General features: G+C 42.0%; 21 protein-coding genes. 17 read left to right on the forward strand and 4 right to left on the reverse strand.

Going from position 1 to position 14,368, the window contains the following annotated elements; genetic code table 11:
- Nucleotides 1-54: 54 nt before the first annotated feature.
- Nucleotides 55-453 carry an HvfA family oxazolone/thioamide-modified RiPP metallophore gene (locus HWQ47_RS16540; protein ID WP_269967161.1) on the reverse strand — a complete coding sequence of 133 codons (399 nt, stop codon included), beginning with the start codon at nucleotides 451-453 and terminating at the stop codon, nucleotides 55-57.
- A gap of 298 nt (nucleotides 454-751) precedes the next feature.
- On the opposite strand from HWQ47_RS16540, the gene dusC reads away from it, so the two are divergent.
- Together dusC and HWQ47_RS16550 are read left to right on the forward strand one after the other, a co-directional pair.
- Nucleotides 752-1,690 (forward strand): tRNA dihydrouridine(16) synthase DusC, encoded by a 939-nt coding sequence (dusC, locus tag HWQ47_RS16545; protein WP_269967162.1) that lies wholly within the window; start codon nucleotides 752-754, stop codon nucleotides 1,688-1,690.
- A 124-nt stretch (nucleotides 1,691-1,814) separates the two neighbouring features.
- Complete coding sequence (locus HWQ47_RS16550; RefSeq protein WP_269967163.1) at nucleotides 1,815-2,171, forward strand: TraR/DksA C4-type zinc finger protein; 357 nt, start codon at nucleotides 1,815-1,817, stop codon at nucleotides 2,169-2,171.
- A 122-nt stretch (nucleotides 2,172-2,293) separates the two neighbouring features.
- Here the strand turns inward: HWQ47_RS16550 and HWQ47_RS16555 are convergent, their stop codons facing one another.
- The 3 genes from HWQ47_RS16555 to HWQ47_RS16565 form a co-directional block, all read right to left on the reverse strand.
- Nucleotides 2,294-5,140, reverse strand: a complete 2,847-nt coding sequence (locus HWQ47_RS16555; RefSeq protein ID WP_269967164.1) for a TonB-dependent receptor domain-containing protein — start codon at nucleotides 5,138-5,140, stop codon at nucleotides 2,294-2,296.
- Between the two features lie 878 nt (nucleotides 5,141-6,018).
- Nucleotides 6,019-6,996 carry a phage integrase gene (locus tag HWQ47_RS16560; RefSeq protein WP_269967165.1) on the reverse strand — a complete coding sequence of 326 codons (978 nt, stop codon included), beginning with the start codon at nucleotides 6,994-6,996 and terminating at the stop codon, nucleotides 6,019-6,021.
- A gap of 18 nt (nucleotides 6,997-7,014) precedes the next feature.
- Nucleotides 7,015-7,653: a S24 family peptidase gene (locus HWQ47_RS16565; RefSeq protein ID WP_269967166.1), complete on the reverse strand. Its 639-nt coding sequence runs from the start codon at nucleotides 7,651-7,653 to the stop codon at nucleotides 7,015-7,017.
- Nucleotides 7,654-7,864: 211 nt separating this feature from the next.
- On the opposite strand from HWQ47_RS16565, the gene HWQ47_RS16570 reads away from it, so the two are divergent.
- From HWQ47_RS16570 to HWQ47_RS16640, 15 genes are all read left to right on the forward strand, one after another.
- A complete protein-coding gene (locus tag HWQ47_RS16570; protein ID WP_269967167.1) occupies nucleotides 7,865-8,074 on the forward strand; it encodes a helix-turn-helix domain-containing protein in 210 nt (69 codons plus the stop codon).
- Entirely contained in the window at nucleotides 8,067-8,324 is a 258-nt protein-coding gene (locus HWQ47_RS16575) for a hypothetical protein (protein WP_269967168.1), read from the forward strand. The genes HWQ47_RS16570 and HWQ47_RS16575 overlap by 8 nt, the downstream gene beginning before the upstream one ends.
- Nucleotides 8,321-8,641 (forward strand): hypothetical protein, encoded by a 321-nt coding sequence (locus HWQ47_RS16580; protein ID WP_269967169.1) that lies wholly within the window; start codon nucleotides 8,321-8,323, stop codon nucleotides 8,639-8,641. Before HWQ47_RS16575 ends, HWQ47_RS16580 begins: the two co-directional genes overlap by 4 nt.
- Nucleotides 8,642-8,702: 61 nt before the next feature.
- Entirely contained in the window at nucleotides 8,703-9,014 is a 312-nt protein-coding gene (locus HWQ47_RS16585) for a hypothetical protein (protein ID WP_269967170.1), read from the forward strand.
- A gap of 3 nt (nucleotides 9,015-9,017) precedes the next feature.
- Nucleotides 9,018-9,254, forward strand: coding sequence for a hypothetical protein (locus HWQ47_RS16590; RefSeq protein WP_269967171.1), 237 nt, complete (start codon nucleotides 9,018-9,020; stop codon nucleotides 9,252-9,254).
- Nucleotides 9,251-9,424 (forward strand): hypothetical protein, encoded by a 174-nt coding sequence (locus tag HWQ47_RS16595; protein ID WP_269967172.1) that lies wholly within the window; start codon nucleotides 9,251-9,253, stop codon nucleotides 9,422-9,424. The genes HWQ47_RS16590 and HWQ47_RS16595 overlap by 4 nt, the downstream gene beginning before the upstream one ends.
- Nucleotides 9,421-9,663 (forward strand): hypothetical protein, encoded by a 243-nt coding sequence (locus HWQ47_RS16600; protein ID WP_269967173.1) that lies wholly within the window; start codon nucleotides 9,421-9,423, stop codon nucleotides 9,661-9,663. The genes HWQ47_RS16595 and HWQ47_RS16600 overlap by 4 nt, the downstream gene beginning before the upstream one ends.
- Nucleotides 9,660-9,977, forward strand: coding sequence for a hypothetical protein (locus HWQ47_RS16605; protein WP_269967174.1), 318 nt, complete (start codon nucleotides 9,660-9,662; stop codon nucleotides 9,975-9,977). Before HWQ47_RS16600 ends, HWQ47_RS16605 begins: the two co-directional genes overlap by 4 nt.
- On the forward strand, nucleotides 9,974-10,615 hold the full coding sequence (locus tag HWQ47_RS16610; RefSeq protein ID WP_269967175.1) for a 3'-5' exonuclease: 642 nt from the start codon (nucleotides 9,974-9,976) through the stop codon (nucleotides 10,613-10,615). The genes HWQ47_RS16605 and HWQ47_RS16610 overlap by 4 nt, the downstream gene beginning before the upstream one ends.
- Complete coding sequence (locus HWQ47_RS16615) at nucleotides 10,615-10,902, forward strand: hypothetical protein (protein ID WP_269967176.1); 288 nt, start codon at nucleotides 10,615-10,617, stop codon at nucleotides 10,900-10,902. Before HWQ47_RS16610 ends, HWQ47_RS16615 begins: the two co-directional genes overlap by 1 nt.
- Nucleotides 10,895-11,149 (forward strand): hypothetical protein, encoded by a 255-nt coding sequence (locus HWQ47_RS16620; RefSeq protein WP_269967177.1) that lies wholly within the window; start codon nucleotides 10,895-10,897, stop codon nucleotides 11,147-11,149. The genes HWQ47_RS16615 and HWQ47_RS16620 overlap by 8 nt, the downstream gene beginning before the upstream one ends.
- Entirely contained in the window at nucleotides 11,146-11,385 is a 240-nt protein-coding gene (locus HWQ47_RS16625) for a hypothetical protein (protein WP_269967178.1), read from the forward strand. Before HWQ47_RS16620 ends, HWQ47_RS16625 begins: the two co-directional genes overlap by 4 nt.
- Nucleotides 11,386-11,485: 100 nt before the next feature.
- Complete coding sequence (locus tag HWQ47_RS16630; protein ID WP_269967179.1) at nucleotides 11,486-13,753, forward strand: replication endonuclease; 2,268 nt, start codon at nucleotides 11,486-11,488, stop codon at nucleotides 13,751-13,753.
- 12 nt (nucleotides 13,754-13,765) lie between these two features.
- Nucleotides 13,766-14,017: an ogr/Delta-like zinc finger family protein gene (locus HWQ47_RS16635; protein ID WP_269967180.1), complete on the forward strand. Its 252-nt coding sequence runs from the start codon at nucleotides 13,766-13,768 to the stop codon at nucleotides 14,015-14,017.
- 155 nt (nucleotides 14,018-14,172) lie between these two features.
- Nucleotides 14,173-14,367, forward strand: coding sequence for a hypothetical protein (locus HWQ47_RS16640; RefSeq protein ID WP_269967181.1), 195 nt, complete (start codon nucleotides 14,173-14,175; stop codon nucleotides 14,365-14,367).
- Nucleotide 14,368 lies beyond the last annotated feature (1 nt).

Genomic DNA, 14,368 nt, shown 5'->3' on the forward strand with positions numbered 1-14,368 from the left:
TCTACATCAACCGCATAAGCTCATATAGCAATGTTAATCTAATCCAAGGCTAGATTACTTATCACCACCACATTTACCTTCTTTAGCTTTCTTATCGCCACCACATTTACCTTCACCACACTTGCCCTCTTTGGCTTTCTTCATGTCGCCACCACATTTACCTTCGCCACACTTGCCCTCTTTGGCCTTCTTCATGTCGCCGCCGCATTTACCTTCACCACACTTGCCCTCTTTGGCCTTCTTCATGTCGCCGCCGCATTTACCTTCACCACACTTGCCCTCTTTACCCTTCTTCATATCACCGCCACACTTGCCTTCGCCATCAACAAGTTGATAACCAGACTCCATTTGGCTATATCCAAATGGATTAACTTGTGCTTGAGCGGCAAATGCAGAACCGACAACAACAGTACCTAAAGCAGCAGCAACAACAGTTTTTTTAACTAAATTCATAATAATTTCCTTCCGTATTAATTTAAGTTGTTTTTGTTGCCAACGACATTGTTGTCAGCTGGCTTGCATTAATAGACCCGACACGCTTTAATTTTATTTCATTTTTCCTATAATGATCATATTTACGCACCATACAGATCCATATCGCAACCCTAGCAACAAAGGCGTAACACTTCAATGAGTATAGTTTTTGTATCCCCTAACGCCTTAAGGTAAAATAACGATTACTGGGAGCCAAACTCTATGCTTCATCATTTAGTCTTCCCCATCTCAGCTATTTAAGATAAGAAATATATAAATGCGCGTAATACTTGCTCCAATGGAAGGCGTTGCCGATGACCCCATGCGCTCATTACTCACCAGCGTAGGTGGTTATGATCTTGTGATCAGTGAATTTATTCGTGTTGTTGATCAACTTTTACCTGAAAAAGTGTTTTATCGCCTATGTGCCGAATTAGCGTATGGCAGTAAAACGAAGGCTGGCACTCCCGTAAGGTTGCAACTTTTGGGTCAACACCCTAATTGGATGGCAGAAAATGCGGTAAGAGCGATCGAATTGGGCTCCCAAGGGGTTGATCTAAATTATGGTTGTCCAGCTCCCATGGTAAACAGAAGCAATGGGGGCGCTGCGTTACTTAAAAAGCCAGAAATCATCCACAAAGTCACCAAAGCAGTAAGAGATGCTGTACCTTTAACTCACCCAGTTTCAGCAAAAATTAGATTAGGCTGGGATGATAAAAGCCGCTGTGTTGAAATAGCACAAGCAATTGAATCTGCTGGAGCCACTGAACTTACGGTTCATGCCAGAACCAAAGAGGAGGGTTATCGACCTCCAGCTCATTGGGAATATATCAATTTAATACGTGAATCGATATCCATCCCAGTCATTGCCAATGGTGAGGTATGGTCACATCAAGACTACCTAAAATGTAGGGCAACCAGTGGCTGTGATGACGTCATGATAGGCCGAGGCGCTTTAGCAGTACCAAACTTGGCTCATGTCATCAAGACAGATCAAGCCATAATGCCTTGGAACGAAGTGATGCAATTACTACTACAATATTCTCATTACGAGGTTGTTAGCGTAAAAGAGAAGTACTACCCTGCAAGAATTAAGCAGTGGCTCAAATTTATGGTAAAAGCCTATCCCGAAGCCGATGCTCTGTTTGCCCAAGTGCGAGTCATGAAGCAAACCCAAGATATTTTAGCGCTACTAAGAAGTGAAGCTAATCATTAACTCACTACCCTGATAGTGAATATAAATAACGTAAATATGACTGAGATTTGATCTCAGTCATAACTATCCGTCACCACCTGTTTAGACTTAATGTCCGTTAGCAACATAACTTAGGCATATTCCCGTGCGCAGAACCCACATTAGACATGAACTGTCGAAGCTTGAAAGCCATCTCAGAAAAGAGACAGGTGAGCTTGCCATTAGAAATCGACTTTTACTCGATAATGAACAAGCCAGTCTCTGTGACATTATTGAGATATTAACTCAAGCAAAGTTATGTAATAAGCCACTATTTATGAGGCTCACTCAACTTGATGCCGCATTTTGTCAGCTAGATATTGGTCTTTATGGCTTGTGTTCTGATTGCGAAAATGAAATTGAGCCAGAAAGATTAGCCAAAGACCTGCTAGAGCAGAGATGCACCAGTTGCGCAGATAAGTATGAACATCAACACAGGCAAGAGCTTAGGCTTAATCACTAAATCAACTTATCGAATTAATTACCACAAGCATGATGGTTAATTCCAAGTCTATTTTAATCGATAAACAAAAAACCTCCGACAGTAGGAGGTTTTTTGTTCGTCATAAAACTAATAAATTAGAGTTAAAACTTAACGCTAGCTCTTACAAAGAAATAACGACCTAGAACATCATAGGTATATGGATCTGTGTTTGAGTCGTTGTTACCTGAGTAATATGGAGGCTCTTCATCAAAAATATTATTCACACCACCAGAGAGACTAACAGTGTTAGTGACATCATAATTTGCCGATAAGTCATGGTATACAACGCTGTCTACACTTGGTGCATAGCATTCTGATGGATCATCCTTACAAGAAAATGAGTCCATACCGTCGATATAACGTGCTTCGTATCTTGCACTCCAACTATCACCTGTCGCAGTCAAGTTAAAGTTAGTCTTCAACTTTGCATATGAACCTGAGCCACTGGTGATAAACCCTAGATAATCTACGGCAACACCGTCTTGGTCAAACTCTTCAAACTTATCAACGATTGACGTATCTAGACCAGCTTTCCAGTCTAAACCTAAACCTTCAAAAACATAAGCTACATTGATATCATAACCCGCGGTATTTGTTTGGCCTAAGTTCTGTAAACCGTTATCAAATGAGATCCGACCCGTACCGTCAATTGCTATATTAGCTGACTGACAAAGCGCCGTATCAGTATTAATCTTGCTACCACTAGCATCCATACATTGATTAGCAATGTAGTTTGAATCTACAGCTGTAATGGTGTTCGTAATTTCAATATTATAATAATCAAGCGTCAGAGACAGACCTTCAACGAAACTTGGCGAATACACTAAACCAAGCGTTGTGATATCAGCTTCTTCTGGGGTTAAGTCAGGGTTACCACCGACAGTCACCTCTGCTTGACTTTGTTCTGTCGCAGCATGCTTAATTTGATCGAATGATGGTGATTTACCGCCGTATAATTCATCAACCGTGGGAGCTCGAAATGCCGTAGACTTCACACCACGGATCATTAGATCATCAATGACACGCCAAGTTAAACCAAGCTTCCAAGTGTTGTCAGAACCAAATGTACTGTAATCGAAATATCGAATAGCAGCACTTAAGTCGACTTGCTGCGCCAATGGCAGATCGCTTAGTAATGGTATGGCCAATTCTGCATAGATTTCATTCACATCAAAAGAGCCACCTGTCGCTTCAACACGCGGGTCATTAGCTAGTCCCTGTGAAGTTAACGAGTCCGGTGTGAAATGTGCCGACTCTTTTCGGTACTCGTAGCCCGCTGCAAAACCAAGCACACCTGCAGGCAATTCCATAACGTCACCAGAAAGGGAGGCTGCCATAACATCTAACTCACTACCACCACTGTTAATCTCAGTATAGATAAAAGGTTCCATACTCTCACCAGTCCAAGATTCTTGATTAAATGGATCAAACTCTTGTGCTAATACGGCATCATTGATAGAACCAAGGTTGTGCAGATTGGCTAATGTATCGACTGAATCATTCTTGCCCTTGTTGTAGGAAGCGTCCCAAGTCCAGCCATTATCGAACTCTCCCTCTAGGCCGACAACAAGACGCACTGTATCGACTACCTGAGAAAAGTTACGTGTACCAGATTCAACCACACGGCGACCGTAATTTAATTTCTCACCTTCTTGTACCAGACCGACTAATTCGTCTGTCATCCAAGATGAATCATATGCCCAAGCATCATCATTCCAAATTGGTTGGGGCGCCATTTGTTGCTCAGACCACCGCTTAGAATACATAGCTTCAGAGAAAAACAGAATTGAATCAGACAACTCGTAAGTACCAGAGAATGACAGGTTCAAACGCTCCATTGGCGTAAATAGATAGCTATCCTTTGAATAGTTGTACTTATCCTCGTTGGTAAAATCATGGTATTCGCCACCACGTCCACTAAGATCTGCAACTTGCCTATCGCCAAATGTGGGATCTATGCTCGCATTATAATAACGAGAGTCGGCACTCGTGATAGCATTCCAACTTTGATAATAAGCATCATTAGACTTGCCATCTTGATCAAGCCAAACACTTCCATCTTCGTTAAGCCTTTGAACGTACTGTCCATAATAGCCAAAGTCACCATTAATTATTATAGGTTTACCGTCCTCATCTGTTCCACTTTTTGTCATCAAGTGCTGTGAATCACCCCAAATGTGCCCACCTTGAGCATAAGAACTACCACCACAATAGATGTCACTACCATCTGAAGTTTCAGTAATTGGACATTCAGAAAAATTGCGATCGGCTTGGCTTGCTTCACCACGCGTAGTGTACTGTGCATTGATAACCACATTACCTTTATCAAAGGTATTGCCTATAGTGAAATCCACGCTTGATTCATCTGCATCACCATGACCAGAGAGACCTGTTTGAACGTTCATCTCGAAACCTTCAAAGTCTCGCTTCAAAATCACGTTTACCACACCTGCAATAGCGTCAGTGCCATATACCGCTGAAGCGCCATCTTTCAAGACTTCAATACGCTGGATCATAGAGACTGGAATGGTGTTTAAATCGACAGAGGAAGCCGCCCCTGTACCCGATGCAATCATACGTCGTCCGTTAACCAATACCAAAGTACGTTGTGACCCTAGTCCACGTAAATTAACTCGTGCATTACCACGAGAGCCATTATTAACAGCAGCATTGGTCATCGCACCGCCGGACACTGTCATATTTTGCAATACATCGTCAATAGAAGTTGCGCCAGAGGCTATGATTGCAGACGCATCGATAATTGTTACTGGACTGGATGTTTCCATATCAGCACGTTTAATACGCGAACCCGTTACTGAAATTCGTTCTACTTTAGCGCCATCACCCTGTTCTTCCGCAAAGGCTAATCCTGAAAATGCTACTGTTGATGCAGCTACTGCAATAACGCTATTACGTACGGCTTTGGCTGTTAAGGTCAAAGAGTTCATATATTCTCCCTCATCATTATTATTAATTGCTTAATTAGCAAGTTGTTAATGTGATAATAATTATTGTTATATTTTAAAATCATTATTTTTTGAAATCGCGCAAAGGAAATAACCTTCTGAATTAATAATGTTAAAAATACACAATTAAGTCAACAGCATTCACATTTAAATAACGTTAATGAAAACAATTGATACAAATAGAGTTAATCAACTGCTCAACAAACAACCAGGTAGAGAATAAGCCCACTATTTACAATTAGATAGAGTGTACAAGTTAATACTTAAATAAATAATGAATTACAATAAAATGACATCAGTGCGATACAAATTGAAATATAAGTTACTAGCCATTGGTAATCACAAAACAGAAAAAACATTAGCAACCTTTTATTAGCCCAGGTATCAAACTGTAACCGAACTTATTACAATTAAGACTGAAATATGCATTGTTCTATTTCTACAGCGGTTGTTATTAACTCCAATATTAATGGCTGTGAGTAGAGAGTATTCACAAACAGAGATAATATTAATACAAGTATGTTATGGACGACTTGTTGATCTACTGAAGCGCGAACACACAGCCTTTTTCAATCCACCGAAGCAATAAGCATAAGTGCTCAGACTTCCAAGGTCTTAAGCACTTCACACGCTTTAAAAACATCACCCATATGCTTGTGTATCTGTGGTGAAAGGTTGGGAACAGTTATAATCAGACACAAAAAAGGAGCCATAGGCTCCTTTGATATAATTTCAACCCTTGCAGGTAAGCGTTTGATTATCATGTATTTATCTTTAAAAACAACACGTAAGAAAACGACAGCAATTAGCGGATCATCAATCCTAATCAATGTAAATCAATCCCAAACAAACTAACGTGGTCAAAATGTGGATCGTGAACTGGGAGAAAGAGGGTTAAGTCTGACAGCCTCAAACAGGTGTTCTGGTGCCAAATGAGCGTACCGCATAGTCATTTGAATGTTTACATGACCTAGTATTTTTTGCAGTGTCAGAATGTTCCCACCGTTCATCACAAAGAAACTCGCAAAGGTATGCCGCAATACATGGCTGGCTTGTCCTTTAGGTAACTCAATGCCTGATGATTTTAAAATAATCATAAAGTCATTGTAGCAGCGAGAGAATAATGCACCTGACTTGTTGGGGATAGATTGTCGTAGAGTATCGGAAATAGGGACAGTTCTATTTCCACCCCCTTTAGTGTTCACGAAATTAATTCGATCGCACATGACATGGCTTGATGATAAGTTTTGAGCCTCACTCCACCGAGCGCCAGTGCTGAGGCAAATTTTTACAATCGTTAGCATATCACCAGTAAGCAAACCGAGAAGATGATCGATCTGCTCTTTCCTCAGAAATGACAGCTCCCTGATTTGAGTCTTAGCCATTGGCAGCCCTTTAAGTGGATGAACGCCAACAAATTCATTAACCTTAATTAGCGCACTAAACACCCCTTGCAATCTTTTTAACTCTAAATTAATAGTTGTTGACGTTACCTTCTCCAGTCGCACAGCTCGGTATTGCGAAAATTGATTTTTGGTAACTTGATATACTTTGAGATCCCCCATGGCCTTGCACGAAGCGAGTAATTTTTCCCGAGTAGCTTCTCCATCTTTCAAGCTTTTACCATGAAATTGAAACCATAGCTCAACAAGCTCAGTTAATGGACGCCTATCGGTTGGTGTATCTAACCATTCTCTATTGTGATGCTGAGAAAGTACAAACTTTTCATATTTTGTAGCTTCTGTTTTAGTTGAAAACGTACGCCGATAACGCTTACCATTTCTCCCAGATGGGCGAATATCAACAAGGTAGCCTTTCTCTTGCTTTGTTATAGTCATTACGAATACCCATTAAACCTAAATAGGTTGCTTCGCTCGTTGCAGCACTCTGACCAGCCTACCTACAACTGTAAATCGACTATCAAAATCCGAACCAACAAAGAAAGATTTATAAGCTGTGTTATCGCTAGATACATGATATCCGTTTTGAATAAAATCAAATTGAATACGCTTAACCATAATTTCATCATCAATACGTATTACACAAATACCATCACGCCCTTGGCTAGGATCATCAATTAATTTAACCAGCATTAAATCCTCATCTATTAATGTTGGTTCCATTGAATCGCCGCAAACAGAAACAACACACAGATTAGCCTTACTGAGACCTTGCTTTACTAGCCAATCTTGAGAAAACGAAAACTCAGCAATAGGATTTTCAGCAATAACAAAGCAACCATGCCCCGCACTAGCACGTAAGTCATATTCAGGAACTTTCACTAATGATGACTTAGCTCCAGTCATTAACCATTCAATTGACACACCTTCATTTTTGCAGATCAGCTCTAAATTATGTAATTTGGGTTCTCGTCGATCATTAATCATAGTGTGCAGTGTCGATTGCGGGATATCCCAATCAATAGCAGCTTTTTTTAAAGACCTACTGCCAACCAGCGTTCCAACTCTTGCCAAAACATCATCTTTTAAAGCCATGATTCTTCTCTAAAATTACCAAGTAGTTGGACGACTATAGCTTAATCTGTCCATAAACCAAGATTTACGCCCTCATTTAACAGAAATAAATTAAAGAAAAACCTTTAGAAACAACAATGTAAATATTAAATCCAAAATGATGGTAGTTTTAAGTTGAAAATCCTACATGTTGGATTTATCATATTGTTAAATCCAACTATTAGGCATAACCATGGACTGGCACAACGCGGACATTAAAGCGGCACTAGAAAAGAAAGGGATCACCCTTGCTGGTCTAGCTCGCATGTACAGAATTGCACCAACAACGCTAAGAACGACATTGGTTCGTCGCTATAGATTTGGTGAGAAGATCATTGCTAAGCATATCGAAGTTACCCCGCAAACAATCTGGCCGTCGCGCTATGGAGAATGTGATGAGTAATCCCGCATACAGCCCTGATTTCTCGCCATTTGTTACCCCAGAAAAATACGCAGAAATGATGGGGGTCGAACTGAGAGCAGTAACAACACTAATGGATAACCATTCAATTCCTGTTTATCAACCTGTTGTACGTGGCAATCGGTACGTGAACTTGCTCGGTTTAATCAAATTGGCCGAAGAAGTTTATGAACACCAGAAACCTACAGCGTTATGGGGAATACATACGGGTATTCGGAGTAATGCATCATGAATACAGTAGATGCGTTAACCAAAAAGAAAGAGCTTAGAGAGTTTAACGAAGTTAGAGAGTTAATAGGTCGTAGTCATGTAGCCAGTTTATATGACCGACTTACCGAACAACAAAAAGCCATGATCTTGTTTGGCGCAAAGCTCAAACCAAGTTTGTATATCTCGAAGTCAATAGACGAGATGAGCTATGACGAACGCGAAGAAATAAGACTATCAATCATTGCACTGGGTGAAATTAATCACGTTTTTGGCGGGGGGATGTTGAGTCGTGAACAGTTCAGCCACAAACCCAAGAGAAACACTAAAACACAGGCGTAAAAAAGCCACTTCAGCTGTAACTGAAATGGCGCATCAATTCATAACTTTAGGAACTATAAATATGACAAACGAGATCTTAGCAGTTGAACAACCTGCTTGCAACTCTGCATTCATTCCTACAATCAAGTGGGAATTCGATTTAACCAATCAACAGCACATCGATATGCGGCGGTTAATGGCCGATGTCTATCAGCGTAACGCTGCATCGTTAAACAAATGTAATAACCGCTCCGATTATTACAGTGGTATGGCATACGGACTATCCCGCGTTGCTAAGGATGTTCTCAAAGATAATACGTTACGTATCTTATGCCTTGATTTGCTAGAAGCAATCGGCTTGCAAGATGCGCTGCATTTCGAACTGAGGAGTTAAGCCATGGCTAAATTATTCTTAGTTACCCACGGTATTGTCACAGTATCCAGTCCACGCTGGAATGTTAACTTTCCCGTTAAACAAGTTTGTGTCACGTACACGCCTGACAATCATGACGGATGGGGCGTTGCTCAGTATATCGATTCAAGTGAGATTGGTGAATTCAATCAGGAACGCGCGAATACCTTTGCGCTAGACGCCGAATCTAAGCTGCGTATCCCGCTAAGGGATCCAGCATGAATCTTCTGAACTCAGTCAGTAACTATCCTCCACGGCCAAAAGCAAAACTTAGAGATAAGCCAAATGAAGCTATTCGTCATCAATTGGCTTGCCGCCGAAGAATAGCACTCATCAAAGAAGCTAAAAGCCTTGGTATCAGCGTTTCAGAATTAACCGGAGAAAAATTATGAATGATAATAAAAGCGTTTCCTATCTGACTTGTATTAACACCTCAGTTGACGACTGCAAAGTAACGCTCGAGTGTGAGCTAAGGCGTAACCCGCAAAGCGCGCTGTGTGCAGCAACAAGTGCCCTCGAAGAGTTAAACAGTAGGGGCCAACCAAGCCATACTTCTCGTAAGAAAGCACTGCAAACCATTATCAATAAAGCGAATAAATTACTGCTCAGCCGCATGGAGCTGCAATCATGAAACTCGTCCCAATCAAAGTAACAGAAATTAAAGCGCATGCCGCTTTCATCATCAGCTGCTCTAAGTGTGGATCGGAACTCGTTATTTTAGCTAAGAAGCGATGCAGTACTAATGAAATTATCGATTTAGCTGGTAAAGAAGGCTGGTACGGGTGCGAAGCATTGGAGGAAACGTGTTTAGCCGCTTGCCCGTCATGCATCAGCGCTAAGTTATTGGCGGCAACTGAAAAAGAACACGCCTTAATAAAGAAATTGAGAGAGGCAGTTCAGGCTCCTTATGTCATTAACAGCCCACGAGTTGGAGAGCCATCATGACTACCTATGAAAGTAATGTCGAAAGCATCTATGCCGCTGAAATAGCCAAAAAATGGATAGCCCAAAACGCCATCATTCTTGATACCGAAACGACAGGTCTTGAATGGGGTTGTGAGGTTGTCGAAATTGCTGCTATTGAGTTAGCCACTGGCAACATAATTATGAACACCTTAGTTAAGCCCACTACACCAATCCCTGATGAAGTTATTGCTATACACGGGATCACTAATGACATGGTTGAAAACGCACCTGAATTTAATCTTGTATTAATAGATCTTTTAGAGACCACTCTCGGGCGTGAAATTGTTGCTTGGAATGCTTCATTCGATTTAAGGCTATTGCTATCAACACTGCATATCACCATGCCATTCACCGTTGAATGTCAATTAGTCCCATGCATACGGCAGCATTCAGATAATACGAATCGTTGGCACTGCGCCATGTTGAATTATGCCCAATTCAGGGGAGATTGGAACAACGCCTATGGTGAATACAAATGGCATTCACTCGACAATGCAGCTAAGCAAATGGGTATTGAACTCCCATCTACACGTCATCGTGCGCTTGAAGATTGTCAATTAGCGCGTGAAGTTATTTTGACAATGGCCGCGATCAATAACGATAAGTGCCCATTCTGATGAATAACTTAATTAAAAGTGAGGCTGTTTATTGTGGCTTTTCGGTCAGTGAAATGCTGAACGGACTGAACCGTGAATCGAATTCAGTGGTGTTAACTAAAGTGGAAAATGAGGAGTGGCACCTATACGTAATGAGCGATCTGCATGGCGAATTCGAGTCAACTGGACCGCTAGGCTATGTGTTAATGAAGGCGAGTAAACCACACAGAAAAAAGTGGAAGAGTGAGCGAAAACAATTGATTAAAGGCTGGCAAGTATTGATGTCGAGGACATGCCTGAATGAATAACTCAACGATAAAACTCGACAACATGACGCAATTACAAATGCGTCAATGGTTGGCACTGAATGATCCAGAGGGGTTTAAGACAACATATCTCAAAGTCTCTCTAAAAAAGCGAGGCTTAACTGAAGCTGTTGCGGATGACCTTGAGGATTTTGGTTGTGCAAATCAACGTGGCGATATTGTTATTCGCTGTGTGAACAACTCTAAGTGCAAAGGCTGTGACGGTTACAAAAGAGAGCGGTCGATATGAAAAACCCTGAATTTAATCATCTTCTAAAACACTACCGCCATCATAAGCTTGCGTTGCGCTACGCAATGGCCATTTACCGTACAGAGCGTTCCACTGACTCTGCATTCAACATGGCTGCTGCACGCGGCGCGCTTGATTGTCTTTACGCTCAAGCTGCCGGTAAAGGTTTGATCAACTTCGCCAAAGGCATTCGCAGAACCATTGAAGCGGCCGCACGCTATGCCTCTGCACCTTGAACCGCTTCACTATCACTATTCAACTGGGTATTAATTCGCTTATATGATTAATGCCCAGTTGTTAGTTTCTCGCCCTAAAAAGCCCTACAGGTTAGTCAACTTGCCTTCCCCTATGCCTGATAATCTACCCGTCAGGACAGGATTAAAGCCTAATCTTTGGGCGGTCGATTTATGGGAAGACGAAGCCGTTAACCCCTCGCCGCCAGTAGACATAGAAGCACTGTACGAGCCAATTTTCAACCGCCCTAAAAGAGCCGTTGAGCTCCCTATTATTAGAGAGCTTATCGCGCCGTTGCCTCATCGTATCCGCAATAGCCTCATGAAAGATTTTTACACAGATGAAAAAAGAGAGGGGCGCGATAACGCCCTCCTTTTAATCAGTAAAAGACTGCAACAAATGCTATTCGTGTGGAAAAGTTATCCGTTCTACAAACTGCCATATCTGCAACCTGTTCGTGGTGATGAAAACGACGACGAAGAAGAGATTAAGTCCGCCATCAAGTTTAAGGCTCCCCGAAAGCTTATGCCTGCAAGTGACGTGTCATTCGCCAGCATCATTATGGGTGTGGACCGCGATGATAAAAACTATAAAGCCGATGCAGAACAAAATATCGATTCACCATTTTTAGGTTATGAACTGCTACGCCAGCGTAAAAGTAAACGTATGACGGCTGTGGCAAATAGAATTGCCTACAACGTCATGCAAGCTGCATTAGAGACGAAGGAGAAAGACGGGGAAGATAGACGCTTCACCGCCTACTTTGCTGCAGCCACACTTTGTGAACAATGGGACATCATTCCTCCGTACCTATCTGCAGTAAAACGAGACCACGTTTTAGCAGCCGCTGAATGCGGACTTCTGCGCATGACCTGTCCCAAATGGTGGGGAAAACAATTAAACAGAATGCGTGACTTGTGCTGTGAGCACATGAACGTTGCAGCGGGATTGGTATCTGACTCGCGCCCATACGTCAGCGAGGAAACACTTCAAGAATTTATTCAGCAACAAAAAAGCGCCATGAAGTGGCTAGAAGACACCATGATTGAAAATGATGAAGGTGTGGTCTTGCCGTTAGTTGAGGCCGCTATGGCGGGTAATGCCAACCCATCAAATCGTTTAGTTGAACTCGTTGTTCGTGCCCGTGGTGTTGAGGAAATGGCTAAGGACGCCGGAATGATTGGTTTTATGATCACCATTACCTGTCCAAGCAAGTACCACGCTAACTCATACAAGTGGAACATGACCAATTATAAAGTCGCGCAAGAATACCTGGTCAAACAGTTCGCCAAACTCCGTTCGGCTTTGGATTACCGAGGGATTAACATTCCTGGCATTCGTGTCGCTGAGCCTCATAAGGACGGAACGCCACACTGGCACATGTGCACGTTTATTCAGCCTGAGCATGAGGAAACCTTCAAAAAATTGGTGACCAGATATGCTTTCCAAGTTGATGGCCATGAAAAAGGCGCAAAGGAAAAACGATTAGACATAAAGCCTATCGATAAGCGAGGTGCTGTGGGTTACGTCATTAAGTACCTGTCAAAAAACATTGAAGGTGAGTTCATGCAAGGTGAATTGGATTTAGAAGCCAACGTTGAGGTTTCTGAGGGCGCAAAATTCGCGAGAGCCTGGGCCAGCCGATATCACCTACGTCAATTTCAATTCTATGGCACCTCCTCCGTACAAGTGTGGCGCGAGTTAAGACGTATCAAGGTTGGTCCACAATCTCCTGAAATAGAAGCCGCTAAATCTGCTGCGTGCGCATCGGATTGGAAAGGCTTTGAAGCTGCAATGAAAACCGCAAAGCTAACGCTGAGCTATGACATTACCGAATGTGGTAATGAGTACGGCGAAGTGGTCAAGCGGGTGCAAGGGCTTGACGGGATAGCGTTCGGGCAACATCGAAACATCATCACGCGCGGAGAAAAATGGACATTACGAGGTGCCTCCGACACTGAGAAAGACGCTTACCAAGCCCTTAAGAAACGTCGAGCTTTGTTCTTTTTTGATGCACGTCAAATGCCAGAAAATGAGCGCATGAGCAAGAAAGAGCTTAAGAAAAAAATGCCAAGGTGGAAGCAGCCGCAACACTCAGGCTTGTCGCCTTTGCCTGTCGCTCATGATCTACCTTGGACTTGTAGGAATAACTGTACAGGCGCCATTTCAAGCCGCCCGAGACATCAAATTTCAGAGGATAACTTTAGAGAATTAGCCTCTAACGGGGTAACGCATCCCCATACATTAGACCAAATCGCCAACGGCTCAGGAATATTGACTGACAGGGGTAAAGTTTGGTGGCTCAGAGAGGGTCAGTTGTGGTTCGAACATCAGCTAGATGAAGATGATCATGAGTTTGAATTCTTTTAGAAAGGACAGTGAATGCGTATAACCTGTAATGTATGCGGCAGTAAATCAATCATTCAAAGCACAAAAGATGCAATGCCAGGCTACGCCAAATTTTACTGTATTTGCACCAACCCTAAATGCAGTCATTCATTTGTGGCATCCTGGTCATATGAGAAAACCTTGAACCCAAGCCTACAGCAAACGTCTGATTTATTAGTCAACATGATTCAACGATTAGACCAAACCGAAAAAGCTAAAATCATCAAACAACTTGGTTTATTTTAAACTAGAAGGCAAAGCCACTTAACAATCTAATGACTCATGAGTCGCGTTTTTTAAGTTAGCCATCTCATATGGTTTTTGTAAAGTCCCCGAAAATTAGTCTTGCTATCGTCATACTGATAAATTCAGAGTTTATTCTACTAAATATGGTGATGATTATGGAAAAGCTAAAGAATGCTCATGGCGTAACTATTGGGGCTGTTTATCAAGATAAAAATGGAAGGCAAACTATTAAGAATGTTAAAGGTAAAACATTAGGTTATTACGATCCGAAAACGAACAAAACAAAGAATACAAGCGGGGGAACTATTGGTACCGGTAACCAATTAAGTTCGTTGTTAGCTGCTGGCTAAT

The sequence above is a fragment of the Shewanella sp. MTB7 genome, assembly GCF_027571385.1.
Classification (GTDB): domain Bacteria; phylum Pseudomonadota; class Gammaproteobacteria; order Enterobacterales; family Shewanellaceae; genus Shewanella.